A 14581-nucleotide genomic window follows, 5' to 3' on the forward strand; every position below is an offset into this window, starting at 1 on the left:
TCAGTTCGTGCTGCATTCGCGCCTTCCATTCAGCAGACTCTGATCGAACTCCCGAGTCGCTGTCAAAAACGGCGTACTGGACGCAGAAAACGCAAGCCAACTGTCTGGTTGGAGATGACGGTAGAAGGTGTCACTCTTCTACAGGGACGACTTCGGGCATGTCGTAGGAGCCGTCGACCACCGACCAACGGGGACCGTAGAACCGCGCCGCGAATCGCATATCTCCCTCGGGAGCAGGCAGCCAATTCGTCGCCTGCTCGGGATCGTCCGGTTCCTCATTCTGCACGTAGATGACGAGTTCGTTACCGTCGGTGTGTAACAGCCCTTCTTCGAGCATGTAGCTGTTAATGCTGTAGCGGTCGAGTTCGTTCTCGACGAAGTAGCCCTGCGCGTCGTAGATCGGAATCTCCCAAAACTCGGTGACCGGCGGCAGGTCCTCGAGGTCGAACGTGATGGTGTACCGGTTCGACCCGTCCAGTTGCTCGCCGTTCGCGTCGGTGAATTTGAACCCAGCAACGTGAGACGCGGGCGAATCGGGCCCCGCGAAGCCGAAGTCGGCCACGGCGGCCCGGGTCAACCAGTCGGTTCTGAAGTCCCCTGTGTTCTGAACGACGTTCCAGCCGTTCATGTCTACCACGACGTCGCTGTTGCTCTCCACGACGGTGGCTCTGACGCGCTCGAATCCGCTCTCGAATCCGCTGGTCAGGGCCTCCTGGACGTCGGTCTCGAGGGCGGACCAGTCGAACTCCAGTCCCGGGCCGATTCCGACCTGCTCTAGCCGCTCGAGCATCGCAGCCTCCTGGCGGGAGTCGTCGATGAGCGACATGCTCGAGTCGTTCAGAACGAGGTTGAGGAGGGTGAAGAAGTCCGCTGCGGTCTGATTTTCGACCTGCTGCTCCGTGAGTTCGGTCATTCGCGGGATCGTCTCGTAGTCGCCGGGGACGACCGACTGCTCCGCCCGTGGCACGCCCGAGCGGTCGTTTTCGAGCCACTCACTGAGCGGGGTGATGGTCGTCTGGGCCTGCATGTCGTTGACGTACGAGATTTCGGATTCATCCGTGGGATCGCGCAGCGCGTACCGGACGAGCATTGCCAGGGTCTTCGTGCCCGCTTGGACGACGTCTGTCGCGGCGAAGTCGTCCGGGATCTCGCCCTCGTAGTCGTCCGGCAGGATCAGGTACGACCGCGCGTCAGTGCCGTTAAACTGATTCCCGGCGTAGAGGGGAAAGATCCCGTACTGATTCATCAACTGCAGCGAGAAGTAGCGGTCGGTAACTTCGGGCATCTCGATGACGATGGGGTCGTCCTGCAGGTCGAGGAAGCTCTGTCCGTACAGGGTGGTGGCGTTCGGAGTGACAACAGCCGTGAAGTCGGCCGTTATCGGTCGGCCATCATTAGGATAGTACAACCGATTGATGCCTACGAAGACGTCGCTATCTTCCTTCTGCGTGTAGTTGAAGCGCGTCACGTAGAAGATGACCTGCTGGAGTCCGTAGCAGTACGCCTCTTCTGCGATCGATGCCACACTGGCATCCGTGTCGTTGTCCTGGCTCGCTTCGGACTCTCGGTCAGCGGCGACTGTCTGCGTCACTGTCGATCCACCAAGTGTGAGTCCGCCTGCGATGATTCCCCCTCTCTGGAGGGCCTCGCGGCGTGTCAGCGTTCGAGTGGGGAACAGGCCCACTCCGACAGTTGTCCTATCTGAATCTTGTGTTCCCTGGTGAACACTCGTCTCATGAAGTGCGGTTCGGCGGGTTGCTCGCAGAGGTTTGAAGTTCGATTTTGCTGTCTTGTGGTGTGGTTCGTTGTTCATGGTTCATGCCTCTCTGAGTAGCCCACAGCAGCAGTTGGGACCGACTCAGACAACTGCACACTAGCATATCATATAAAGCAGCGACGATACTTGAGAATGATTTCATGACATGTTGATCGTATGAGCTTGATATCCCTGTCTGAATTATCAATATTCTATCTGTACCTGTAGTGAGCGCTCACTGATCCCCTGTTCAAACTTCAATTTGTGCTACACTCGCGCTGTGTATCTTGCAAAGACTCACCAAACTACCGACCTATTGTCAGAAGCGTCGTGCAAGATACAAAGATGTCTTCAGCACGACCGTCAAAAGGTAAATGAAGTTCGGCTGGCCGGGATCACCACCGAAGTACACCGTAATTGAATTGGTTCCTTCTACCGGCGTTGTTGGCTACTGGTTCCCGGTATACATGCAATTTCTTGGGTGGAACAATAGAACGTTTTTACCCACATTTGCGCTGGTCTATTTACTCCGGCGGTGGCGTTGGCGATTCTGATTTCAACGAATCGAGGACGGACTCCATCGCGAGGGAACCGATATGACAGAACAGGAATTCCACGGCCACATCGGTCGTACGTACGATGAATCCGAGGAGTGGTGGCCCGAACAGACGCGACCTCCTGAGGACGCACCGAACGTATTGATGGTCGTTCTCGACGATGTCGGCTTCGGCCAGATCGGCTGCTACGGCGGTCCAGTCGACACACCGAATATCGATCGACTCGCCGAGAACGGGCTCCAGTACAATAACTTCCAGACGACCGCACTCTGCGCACCAACGCGCAGCTGCCTGCTTACCGGGCGAAATCACCACTCGAACGGCATGGGTGTCGTCACCGAGGCTTCGACCGGATTCCCGGGCTACAACGGCTCGATTCCGCACGAGAACGGCTTCCTCTCGGAGATGCTGGCTGAGCACGGGTACAACACGTTCGCCACTGGCAAATGGCATCTCGCTCCTGCCGAGGAGACGACTGCCGCCGGTCCCTACGACGAGTGGCCGCTCGGTCGCGGGTTCGAACGCTACTACGGCTTCCTCGGTGGTGACACGCATCAGTACTATCCAAATCTGGTGCAAGGAAACGAGCAGATCGAACCGCCCGCAACCCCCGAGGAGGGATATCACCTCACAGAAGATCTCGCTGACCGAACCATCCAGTACATCCAAGACACACAATCGGTCGCCCCCGAGAAGCCGTTCTTTGCGTACGTTGCGACGGGTGCATGCCACGCCCCGCATCACGTCCCACAAAAGTGGGCGAACAAGTACGACGGTGACTTCGATATGGGCTGGGACGAGTTACGGGAACAAATCCTGTCGCGCCAGAAAGACCTCGGTGTCGTCCCCGAAGATACAACCCTCTCGCCGGACGATCCCGAAATCCCAGACTGGGACGACCTCTCGAACGACGAGCAGACGCTCTACGCACGAATGATGGAGGTGTTCGCGGGCTTCCTCGAGCACACCGACCATCACATCGGTCGCATCCTTGAGTTCCTGGAGGAGATCGGCGAACTCGACAACACGCTCGTGATAGCCGTCTCGGATAATGGTGCAAGCGCCGAAGGGGGTCCGAGTGGCTCGGTTAACGAGCTACAATTTTTGAATAATATCGAGGAAGATATCGAGGACAACTTGGAGGCGATGGACGCCCTCGGGGGACCAGAGTACTACAACCACTACCCGATGGGATGGGCGTGGGCCGGTGATACACCGTTCCGACGGTGGAAGCGTGAAACCTACCGCGGGGGTGTAAGCGATCCCATGGTCGTCCACTGGCCCGACGGTATCGACGCACAGGACGAAATCCGCGACCAATTCGTCCACGCGATCGACGTCGTCCCCACTGTTCTGGAAGCGATCGGAATCGATGCACCCGAGGAGATCGACGGCTATTCGCAGTCGCCAATCGAGGGGACAAGTTTCGCGTACACCTTCGACGACCCTGCTGCCCCTGAGCAGCACACCGACCAGTATTTCGAGATGCTCGCGTATCGGGCCATCTATCACGACGGTTGGCGAGCGGTGAAACCATGGAAGTTCGGGAAACCGATCACCGCCGAGGACCTCTCGGCGACGACGATCGAGGAGACTGGCTGGGAGCTGTACAATCTCCAGGAAGACTTCTCGGAAGCGCACGACGTCGCCGACGAGCATCCCGAGAAGGTACTCGAACTCGCCCAGTTGTGGTGGGCTACCGCTGGCACGTACGACGTGTTGCCGCTCGACGGGCGGACCGTCGAGCGAATGGCAGCCACAGGCCGACCACAGGTGTCCGCACCTCGAGACCAGTACGTCTACTATCCCGGAGGGAAGACCGTCCCAGAGAATGGCGCAGTCTCGGTGCTAAATCGCGACCACAGCATCACAGCCGAGGTCGACATACCGCAGGATGGGACGGAGGGCGTCTTGTTCGCTCACGGGAGCACGAACGGTGGCTACTCGCTATTCGTCCTGGACGACCGACTGCACTACGTCCATAACTATTGTGGCATCGAGGAGTACCAGATATCGGCCGACAATGAAATTCCGGCGGACGTAGCCGAACTCAGCATGGAGTTCGAAGTGATCGGTGAACCGGACATCCAGAACGGAGAGGGAGCGCCAGCGACGGTTCGACTCTACTACGATGACGATCAGGTCGGCAAAGGTGAGCTGCCGGTCACTATTCCGATCATGATCGCCATCAACGCGGGACTGAGTTGCGGGCAGGATTTCGTACAGGCGGTAACTACGGAATACGAAAAACCGTTCACGTTCACAGGCGACCTCACACAGGTGACCGTCGACGTCAGCGGCGAACCGTTCGTTCACCACGAGGCCGTGGTGAAACGTATCATGACTCGGGAGTGATGCGAGGATGTACACGCAAAGAAACACACCTCGAACCCATCGGAATTCAGGATGACACGTCCGACAGACGAGCGAACGAAGCCAGTGACGGAACCGCCAGGGGACCCACCCGAGCCCGAGATGGAGTGGATACCGGGCGGCACGTTCAGAATAGGCTCCGAGGAGTTCTACCCGGAAGAGAAGCCAGTTCGAGCAGTCACAGTCGATGGGTTCTGGATGAACCGAGCGCCCACGACGAACCGGGAGTTCGCCGCCTTCGTCGCGGACACGGACTACACGACACTCGCTGAGCGCGACCCGGACCCCGAGGACTACCCGGGCGCGAACTCGGACGACCTCGTCCCGGGGTCTGCCGTCTTCACGCAACCTCGTGGCCCGGTGCCGCTCCAGAATCCAAGTCGGTGGTGGAACTACGTCCCTGGCGCGGACTGGCGACATCCGCTCGGCCCGGACAGTGATCTTGGCAACAAGCTTGATCATCCCGTCGTCCACGTCGCCTACGAAGATGCGAAGGAATTCGCCGAGTGGGCGGGCAAAACGCTGCCGACGGAGGCACAATGGGAACGTGCCGCCCGCGGTGGACTGGAGCACAAACGATTCGTCTGGGGTGACGAGCACGTCCCTGACGGACGGCTGATGGCCAACACCTGGCAGGGAGACTTTCCGCACGAGAACACGGTTCTCGATGGCTATGAGCGTACGTCGCCCGTGGCGTCGTTTCCATCGAATAGGTTTGGACTCATCGATATGGCTGGAAACGTCTGGGAGTGGACCCGCGATTGGTACAGCGACGATCCAACGTTGGGTGAGTCAGAGTCGCCATCGTGCTGTACGCCGACGAATCCCCGCGGTGTCACTGAAGCGCAGAGTGTCGACCCGCGTGATCCGACCGAGATGCCTCGAAAGGTGCTTAAAGGGGGGTCGCACCTCTGTGCGCCGAACTACTGTTTCCGGTACCGACCCGCTGCTCGGTACCCTGAGCCGATCGATACCTCGACCAGTCACGTCGGGTTCCGGTGCGTGGTTGAACCCGACTAACGAAGCGGCCGAAGACGGGGTATCGGTAGTGACTCTTCGATTCCCGGTTCATGGAGTCGGCATCCCGTTAACACGCTGTTCTGCCCCGATCGATAACACCTTTCGCAAATCGAGCGGATCTCGTGCCACCTTCGCGCTGGGTATCTAATACAGCGACGATACTCGAGAAGAATTTCACGACACGATGATCGTGTTCATTTGATAACTATCCCTGAACCCTCGGTCGGCTATCTGTACCTGTTATACTCGGCCTGCCGTTGGAGTTTCGTCGGTTCGGTATCTCTGCCCCACGAAAACCAGCCACGCCGTGTCCTTGTGCTCCTGACGGGGCACGCCAGAAGCGGCGCCGTCAGTCGTCGCCGCGTGCGGCCTCGAATGCCTCTATTGCGCGCTCGCGGTGCTCGCCGAGATCGACGATGGGAGCGGGGTAGTCGGGCGCAATGGCGGCGCGTTTCTCGGCATCCAGCGTGGGCCACTCGTGGATGGCGTCGGTCGGCGCGTCCTGGAGTTCGGGGACGTGTTCCCTGACGTACTCGCCGTCCGGGTCGTACTCCTCGGACTGGGTCGTGGGGTCGAGGACTCGGAAGTACGGCTGGGCGTTCGTTCCCGTCGAGGCAGCCCACTGCCAGCCGCCGGCGGCGTGGGCGGTGTCGTGGTCCGCAAGCTTTTGACGATACCAGTCGTACCCCTCGCGCCAGTCGATCAGCAGGTCCTTCGTGAGGAACGAGGCAGCCACCATCCGGACGCGATTGTGAACCCACGCCTCATCGCGCAGTTGTCGCATCCCGGCATCGACGAGCGGATATCCCGTCTCACCGTCCTTCCACGCTTGGAGCCCCTCAGGATCGTTGCGCCACTGAATTTCGTTCGGATACTCGCGATAGTTCTCAATAACTACGTCGGGACGCGCGTTGAGGACGTGCGCGTAGAACTCTCGCCAAGCGAGCCGTCGCTGGAACACCTCGACCGATTCCCGGGCGTCCTCGTCGCTGGCGGCAGCCGCCGCGTCCTCAGTGGCTTTCCAGACCGTCCGGACGCCGACTGTCCCGAACTTTAGGTGCGGCGAGAGGCGCGAGGTCGACTCCTGGGCGGGGTATTCGTGGTCGTCTCCGTAGCGGTAGATAGTACTCTCGCGGAAGTCGGCGAGTAGGTCATGGGCGACATCGGTGCCCGCCGGCTGTACGTCGGCTTCGGGATCATCGAACCCCAAGTCAGCGAGTGACGGTAGCGGGCCGGCGGTCTCGGAGGCCTCGCCGAGCCACTCCTCGTCGAGGCTGTCGCGTGGATCGACAACATCACCGCGAACCGGCGCGGCAACGGGGGCGGCTTTCTCCTGGTTGCGCCACTCCTGCCAGAAGTCCGAGAAGACGGTGTGGTGACTCCCGTCGTTCGTCGTGATATGCTCTGGTTCGTGGAGGAGAGTGCCGCCGAACTGCTCGACGCCGACGCTGACGCCGGCATCGGAGAGCGCCGCCGCGACCGCACGGTCGCGTTCGTCCGCCAGTCCAGAGTAGTCGCGGTTCCAGGTGACCGCATCAGCGTCACAGGCCGCGGCGAGATCGGGAAGCACCTCCCTTGGGTCGCCGCGGGCGAGGAGCAGTTCTCCGCCGCGCTCGCGGTACTGTTCGCGCAATGAGTCGAGCGCATCGAGCAGGAACGACACCACGGGCGGCGCGCCGTGGGTGAGTATCGCGGGATCGTGGACGAACACCGGGAGTATGCGGCCGTCACCCGCTAGCGCCGGATTGTCGGTCACACGAAGGTCGCGGCGGTGCCAGTGGAGTTGCACACTGGAGTCTTGGCAGGCGCTGGCGCCGCCCATCGCGAGCATTCCGGCGAGGCCCGCTCCACGAAGTGCGGTTCGACGTGTTGCTCGCATCGATTCGGATTCCGAGTCCGGCGTCGGGTGGTGTGGTTCGTTGCTCATGACTCGTGGCTCTCTGAGTGTCCCATTGCAGCGGTTAGGACCGGCTCAGACAATCCACACCGAAATACCATATAAAGTAGTGTTATCCATATGATATAATTTATTGAGATTGGAATAGTATAGATCTGATAACAAACCTTCAGTCATCTGAGAGAGCATCGCGCTCTCGTGACTGAGCGAACCGGAGATTCGCGATGTCGGTGGCGCATTGTGCCGACTGCTCGAGGGATCGAAGAGGCCTCGTTGTCCGCGAAACCGAAGGGCTCGCTTGATGACGAGACGCCGGAGGTATCTCGAACCACGTGATCCCGAGGCGGTTCACTCCATCTACGAGGACGACCGTTCTGCTCTCCAGCGGTCGATCACGTCGCCGACTGATTCCTCGGGTATCACACCGCCAACGTTCGTCGCGAGTCCTGTCGTTTCGAACAGTTGTACAACCTCGGATTCAGCCCCTGCAAAACGGAGGTCGATTCCGCGTGAGTCGAGTTTTTCCTCGAGTTTCTCCAACATCTGTGCGGCCCCGAAGTCGACCGTTGACGACGATGTGAGGTCGAAGACGACTAATTCGACATCGGATTCGCGCTCTGCGAGCCGTTCGAGGAGATCGGTCCGAACCGTATCTGCGTTCGCATAGAACAGTTCGGCTTCGACGCGGTAGACGAACACATCCGTGATGGTCGTTGCCGCCGGATACACGTCGAGAGCGACGAAGTGGTCTGTTTCGGCGATCTGCCCGAGTTCGTGTGTTACTGGACGACTGACTCGAGAAATGGCGACTAGCAATGAGAGGACAACGCCGACGAAGACGCCCCAGAGCATCCCGACTGTGAGCACCCCGATCAAGGCCGCCATCGCGATGGCAAACTCGCTCTTGCTCACGCGATACAGTTGGTGGATTTCACTCGTGTCGATGAGACCCGTGACGGCGACGATAACGATGGCTGCGAGAATCGTTTCTGGGAGATTCGTGAACATGTCGGTGAGAAAAAGCAAGACAACGACGAGAACAACAGCTACAACGGCGTTCGTGAGCTGTGTCTTGCCGCCGGCGGCGTCGTTGAGTGCCGACCGAGACATACTTCCACCGACGACGAATCCACCACCGAAGCCTGCAGCGAGGTTGGCGCCGCCATCAGCCAGCAGTTCCTGATTCGCATCGGTTTGGTAGTCGTGGCGTCTGGCAAACGTCTCGACGGCGCTGATGCCTTCGACGTACGACAGAAGAAACAACGCGGCGGCGACGGGGACGAGAGAACCCAACGTCGAGATACTGGGGATCGCCGGAACCGTCAGCGAAGGGAGACCGCTCGGGATTGATCCAACGATCTCGACGCCGCGGGCCTGCAGATTCGTGACCGACATAAGCACGATCGAGAGAACGACGACGAGGAGCGCGTTCGGGGCACGCGGCAAGTATCGCTCTCCAAGGATGAGCAACACGATGCCAGCAACGCCAACGGCCAGTGTCTCGGGGTTCGTCTCAGTAAGATGGATGCCGGTGTACCAAATCCGTCCAAAGAACGTTTCCCCGAAGAAGGCGCCCGACGCGCTACTCTCAATGCCGAATAGTTTGTTGAGTTGCGTCGACATGATGTACAGCGCTGCCCCAGCAGAAAACCCCGTAAGTACCGAACCCGAGATAAAGTGGACGAGAAACCCCAACCGAAACGCCCACGCAATAACCGCGAAGACACCGACGAGGATCGTCGTCACAATGACGAGTGACGCGTACGAGGCACTGTTTCCACCAGCGACTGCGCCAACACCGCTCGCGAGCAGAATCGCAAGCGCCGAGGTGGGTCCCACCATGACTTGCCGAGAGGTACCAAGAAAGAGATACGCGATGGCAGCCAGTAACCCGGCGTACAGGCCGGTCTCTGGTGGCAAGTTTGCAAGCGATGCGTACGCCAACCCTTCGGGAATGACCGCTGCCGCGACAGTGATTCCCGCGACCACATCCAAACGGAGCCACGACGTGTCGTACCGCGGAAGCCACTCCAGTACCGGGAAGAGAGACGAAAATCGTTGGTTAATTCGCTCTTTTAGGTGTTTCTGTGACACTAAACTCACCTTTTGGCTATGATAACTCCCGTTGGTGGTGATTTCACTCGACTGGCTCGGCCTCGGGGAACTGATAGCTCCCGTCGAGAATCTCCTCGCGGGGTTGGTAGAGCCGGACCATATAGTTCCACTCCTCCGGGGTGTAGAGGAAGTTCGACTGGTTGGGGTCACCGCCGAAATGGATCGTGATGCTGCCGTCGTCGTCTCGCTCTGCGGTCACGTTGTTAACCGTGTACGCGTCGTACTCGTTCTCCTCGAAGTACCCCTCACCGTTGTAGACGCTGACCGACCAGAACGCGTCGACGGGAACGTCTTCGTCAACGGTGAGTTCGTATGACGTTTCGCCGTCGTTCTGGGCAGGTATCTGTTGGAAGAATAATGCTTCCGACGGCTGCGGGACGCCGGTCCACCTCGATACAGAGGCGATAAAAAATTTCACGGGGTCGACCTGGTCGACGTCACCGTACGCGCCCGACCAGTTGTCTATCGTAATTACGACTGTTCTGAGCGCGTCGTCGAGTTGTTCGAATGATTGCTGATCCCAGTCAGGAACCTCGAACGTGCCGACCGAGTCTTGGCCCACTTCGAGTTCGTCCTGTAATCCATGCACGGTCGCTACGTCATCCGGATCGTTCGGATCGACGAACGTGCGAACTAAGACGCCAGCATACCGAGTCTCTGTGAGATCTCGCGTTATCGTGTACTGACCAGGGTCGGTAACAGACAGCTTCACATATTGGTCCTCATTCTGGACATTCATCGACTGGTATCGGTCTCCGCTGTCTGGAAGCGTGATAGTGACTGGTTCGGTCAGATCGAAGACTCCCCATGAGTAGAGAAAGTCACGGCTGTACCCGGGGACGAACTGATCCTCAATGGGGGCCAAATCCCGCATATGATAGAACTGTCCGAACCCGCCCTCGTCGACGGTTGACTGGAATCCAGTATGACAGCTGGCGCGTGGGTAATTCTCCCATGTCACTGGGACTGACTCGTCATCTGCTGACGGCTGCAGGTCCGTCTGTTGGGCGTTCGCTTCCGAAGACCGTTGGCTGGCAGTGGCGCTGCCACCGGCTAATGCAAGTAAACTGGCGAGACCCGTTCCGCGAAGCGCAGTTCGGCGCGTTGCCCGCAGCGGTTCGGCGTCCGATTCTGGCGTCGTGTGGTGTGTTTCGTTGCTCATGGCTCATACCGCTCTGAGTGGCCCACAGCAGCGGTTAGGAACGACTCACACGCTTGCACACCAGCAGTCCATATAATACAGTGACGATACTTGAGAAGGATTTCAGGACAGGATGATAGTGATAGACTGAAGACTCTCTCTGAATTCTCAATCGAGTATATGTGCCTGGAGTGGACGATCGTGAATCGCTCTCGAGTTCTGGTTCGACGCGCTCGCTGCTCGTGTAGCCGTTCCGCATCCGCAAGCTATTGCCTTCGATGAGTCATATTCGTATGGCGTTCTCGAACGGTTCGGTCTCGGAATCGTGGAATATCCAGCCTGCCACCGACGATGGATTGTGTAATCCAGTGCCGCGATTGACGCACGCCGTAATCGGTAGGATTCTCTCGCTAATTAACGATAGAACACGAGTCACACCCGCTACTCAGCAGTAAAAACGCGTATGCCGTCGACGCGTCGTCTGTTACTCGGCGCGCGGGAAGTTGCCGATCGTATCCTCGCGGAACGCGTCCTCGTCGAACTCGTACTCGTCGCCGAGGAAGTCGATCAGCGTGTGCGTGTCCCGCATGGCGTTTTTGAGACACGTCGAGGCACCTGGCGACGGCGTAATGTTGAAGATGATGTCGTCGCCGACGATTTTGGCCTCCCCCATGTCGAGGGACTTGTTCTTCGTATCGACGATCTGTGGCCGGACGCCACCGTAACCTTTCGCACGCTCGATGTCCTCGAGTTCGACGCTCGGGACGACCTTCTGGACGTGGGGCAGGAACTGCTTCCGTCCGACGTTGGGGAGGTCGTAGACGAGGTTCCGGAGCACGTACGGCAGCAGGATGCGGTCCGAGAGGATGTTGGCGTAGCTGAGGAACGCTGCGGCGTTCAGTCCGAACACGTCGAGGAAGTCTTTCACGGTCGAGATGCGGCCACGCTCGAGCGTTGGGACGAGCTTTGCGGTCGGGCCGAAGCGCGTGATACTGCTGTCGTGAACGTCCGCGTCGCCGTGGACGGCCGCGAACGGCAGTTTCTTCATCTGGAGCGTGTAGACCTTCCCGTTCAGGAGGTCGTCCGCGAGGAAGAAGCTCCCGGCGATGGGGAGTAAGACCTTGTCCTGGCCGTAGCCGAGTTCCTTTGCGATCTGCAGGCTGTGCGAACCAGCAGCGACGACGGTGGCGTCACAGTCGAACCGGCCGCGGTCGGTCTCGATTGTGTAGCCGTCGAGCGTCGGCGTGATGTCTTTGACTTCCGTGCCGGTGTAGACATCGACGTTCGCTTCTTCGCTCGCTTCTTCGACGAACGATTTCGTCGTCTCACCGTAGTCGACGACGTAGCCGTCAGGCGTCTGCAGGGCGAGCATCTCCTTGGTGGGATCGCGGCCCTCGACGACCTTGGGTTCGAGCTCGGCGATCTCTTCGCGGCCGATCGGCTTGAGTTTCGGGAAGAGGTCGCCGAAGCCCTCGTCCTCGTATCGCTGCTCGAGTTCTGCGACTTCCTCGTCGCCGACCCCGAGAACCATCTTGGAACGCTTGGCGTGCATCTCTCGGTCGGGGTCGTAGTTCTCCAGATAGCCCGCGAGGAGCTCTGCCCCCTCTTTGACCTCTTCGGCCTTATCGAGGGTATAGTTGGTCTCGATGTCTCCGAAGTGGAGCGTCTGGGAGTTGTTCGTACAGTGGGAGTTGATCGCTGCGATCTCGGATTCCTTCTCGATCAGCGCGATGGAGTCGATATCGGTGAACTTGGCGGTCGTGTATAACAGAGACGCGCCACTGATACCGCCACCGACGATGACGAGGTCATATTTACCAGACATTGTTGTTTTTCGGGTAGCTATTTCGACCAGTGCACTCGAAACAGATAACTCATATTCTTTCGATCAGGTTTTCGACAACCGTCGAAGTACCCGTCGACGGCTCGAGAACGAAACCCTCTAAAAATCCGTTTGGAGTCCGTCAGACGCCCGTTTCAGATTGCGTTCTTCGCGTTCGGTGTCGCAGTCGTGTTGGTGTCGGTCGCAAACGTCTCGAGTTCGTCTGAGAGTTGCGATGCCTGCTGGGCGAGGTTACTGATGGTCTGTGACATTTCCGAGAGCGCACCTGTCTGCTCTTCGGCGGCAGCGGCGACAGTTTCGGCCTCGGTAGTGGTCGTCTCCGAAATCGCGGTCGCCTCATCGACCATCGCCACGACCTGTTGGGTCGAGGCTGCCTGCTGTTCGGTCGCCGCAGAAATGTCCTGCACGCCGTTGTTCGTGGTTCGTGCGTCAGTTGCAATCGCTTCGAGGGCTGTCGCGACGTGCTCGACTGACTCGCAGTGATCGTCGATCGTCTCGCGAGTCGCCCGAACGCGGGAAGCCGCCCGGTCCGTCTGTCCTTTCACGTCCTCAATGAGTCGTTCGATGTCCGCAGCTGCGTCTTTGGTTTCGGCAGCGAGGTCTTTGACTTCGTTTGCGACCGCACCGAAGCCGTCACCGCCACTCTCGGCCGATCTGGCGACCTCGATATTGGCGTTGAGCGCCAGCATATTCGTCTGTTCTGCGACCGCCGTGATAACGTCGACCAGTTCGTCGATCTGGTCGATTTCGGACTGGAGCAGTTCGATTTCCTCGAGAGCCCGCTCGGATTCGGTGTCGATCTCGTTCATTCCGTCAATCGTCGACTGGGCTTTCTCGTAGCCATCGTCGCTCGTTTCGGCCGTTCGCGCTGCCATATCCGCCACCTGAGTCGACGAGGACGCGATTTCCTCGATCGTACTCGAGAGCCCGCCCATCTCGTGGTCGACCGACTGCAAGCGCTCGTGTTGACGCTCTGTGCCGTTCGCGATCGCTTGAATGGACTCCGTGACTTGCTCCGAGGCCGACCGAACCTCCTCGGAACTGGCCGTCGCTTGCTCCGAGGCGACGGCGACGTCGTCCGAAAACCGTTTGAGTTGCTCGACGGTTGACTCGATCGTTGCGACCATCTCGTTGAACTCGGTCGCGATCTCGACCATGGCGTCGTTTTCACACTCGGGATCCATCCGACGGGTCAGATCACCGGCCGCACACGCCTGCATCACATCGGCGTACTCGTCGGCTTGCTCCTCAAGACGGGTGTTAAGTCGTTCTGTCTCCTCCTGCAAGCGAACTGCTTCGTTGCGTGCGCGCTCTGCTGCTTCCATTTCAGTTTGCAGTGATTCACGTTTGTCCTGCAGGTCGTTGATCGTGAGCAGTCCAGTGTTGACCACGAGAAAGACGAACAGCGCACCGAACAAGAACACGAGGCCGGTAAGGATCTGAAATGCGACTTCGTAGCCGCTGACCGACACCCAGACGGCAGCGGCGTATCCGACTAAGAAAAACGCCATCAGCGCGAACAGGCCCCGCCAGCGTCGTTGATAAGTCGTCTCAGCGAGTTGTCCTAACAGCGTCCGCGTGTGAACGAGCGATCCGACCATCACGAGCGCGCCCGAAACGATGAGCAGCGAGACGATCAGTGAGACGTCCATGCAAACACCCCACTCCGGCAGGTAGACGAGAAGTCGCATCCGAGTCCTGCACTCGAGTGCAGTGACATCGAATCGGAATCCGTTCGCTCCCCACGATCACAGCCAAGATACGGAGCTGCCCCCGCTGCCCTCTGGAGAGAGTTCGGACACGCGGCTCCCCTCGCATCGTGTGTCCGCAATAGCGTTTGCTCGAACATTATATCTATACAATAAATAATAATCCTCAT

At 59.0% G+C, this 14581-nt stretch carries 8 protein-coding genes; 2 read left to right on the top strand and 6 right to left on the bottom strand.

All coding sequences use genetic code 11. From position 1 onward, the window contains the following. Positions 1–130: 130 nt before the first annotated feature. Positions 131–1591 carry a DUF1254 domain-containing protein gene (locus tag GCU68_RS04355; protein WP_152939322.1) on the bottom strand — a complete coding sequence of 487 codons (1461 nt, stop codon included), beginning with the start codon at positions 1589–1591 and terminating at the stop codon, positions 131–133. Between the two features lie 761 nt (positions 1592–2352). On the opposite strand from GCU68_RS04355, the gene GCU68_RS04360 reads away from it, so the two are divergent. Both GCU68_RS04360 and GCU68_RS04365 read left to right on the top strand, forming a co-directional pair. Continuing rightward, a complete protein-coding gene (locus GCU68_RS04360) occupies positions 2353–4668 on the top strand; it encodes an arylsulfatase (RefSeq protein ID WP_152939324.1) in 2316 nt (771 codons plus the stop codon). 51 nt (positions 4669–4719) lie between these two features. Then, positions 4720–5706, top strand: a complete 987-nt coding sequence (locus tag GCU68_RS04365) for a formylglycine-generating enzyme family protein (protein ID WP_152939326.1) — start codon at positions 4720–4722, stop codon at positions 5704–5706. A 349-nt stretch (positions 5707–6055) separates the two neighbouring features. On the opposite strand, the gene GCU68_RS04370 is transcribed toward GCU68_RS04365, so the two are convergent. The 5 genes from GCU68_RS04370 to GCU68_RS04390 form a co-directional block, all read right to left on the bottom strand. Next, positions 6056–7495, bottom strand: a complete 1440-nt coding sequence (locus GCU68_RS04370; protein WP_152943578.1) for a cryptochrome/photolyase family protein — start codon at positions 7493–7495, stop codon at positions 6056–6058. Between the two features lie 465 nt (positions 7496–7960). Then, positions 7961–9592, bottom strand: a complete 1632-nt coding sequence (locus GCU68_RS04375) for a SulP family inorganic anion transporter (protein WP_264373475.1) — start codon at positions 9590–9592, stop codon at positions 7961–7963. A 148-nt stretch (positions 9593–9740) separates the two neighbouring features. Continuing rightward, entirely contained in the window at positions 9741–10880 is a 1140-nt protein-coding gene (locus GCU68_RS04380) for a DUF1214 domain-containing protein (RefSeq protein WP_152939330.1), read from the bottom strand. Positions 10881–11343: 463 nt separating this feature from the next. Beyond that, entirely contained in the window at positions 11344–12684 is a 1341-nt protein-coding gene (locus GCU68_RS04385; RefSeq protein ID WP_152939332.1) for an FAD-dependent oxidoreductase, read from the bottom strand. 152 nt (positions 12685–12836) lie between these two features. Continuing rightward, positions 12837–14393, bottom strand: coding sequence for a methyl-accepting chemotaxis protein (locus GCU68_RS04390; protein WP_227014929.1), 1557 nt, complete (start codon positions 14391–14393; stop codon positions 12837–12839). Between the last annotated feature and the right edge of the window lie 188 nt (positions 14394–14581).

Origin of the sequence: Natronorubrum aibiense (genome assembly GCF_009392895.1) — an archaeon.
Taxonomy (GTDB): domain Archaea; phylum Halobacteriota; class Halobacteria; order Halobacteriales; family Natrialbaceae; genus Natronorubrum; species Natronorubrum aibiense.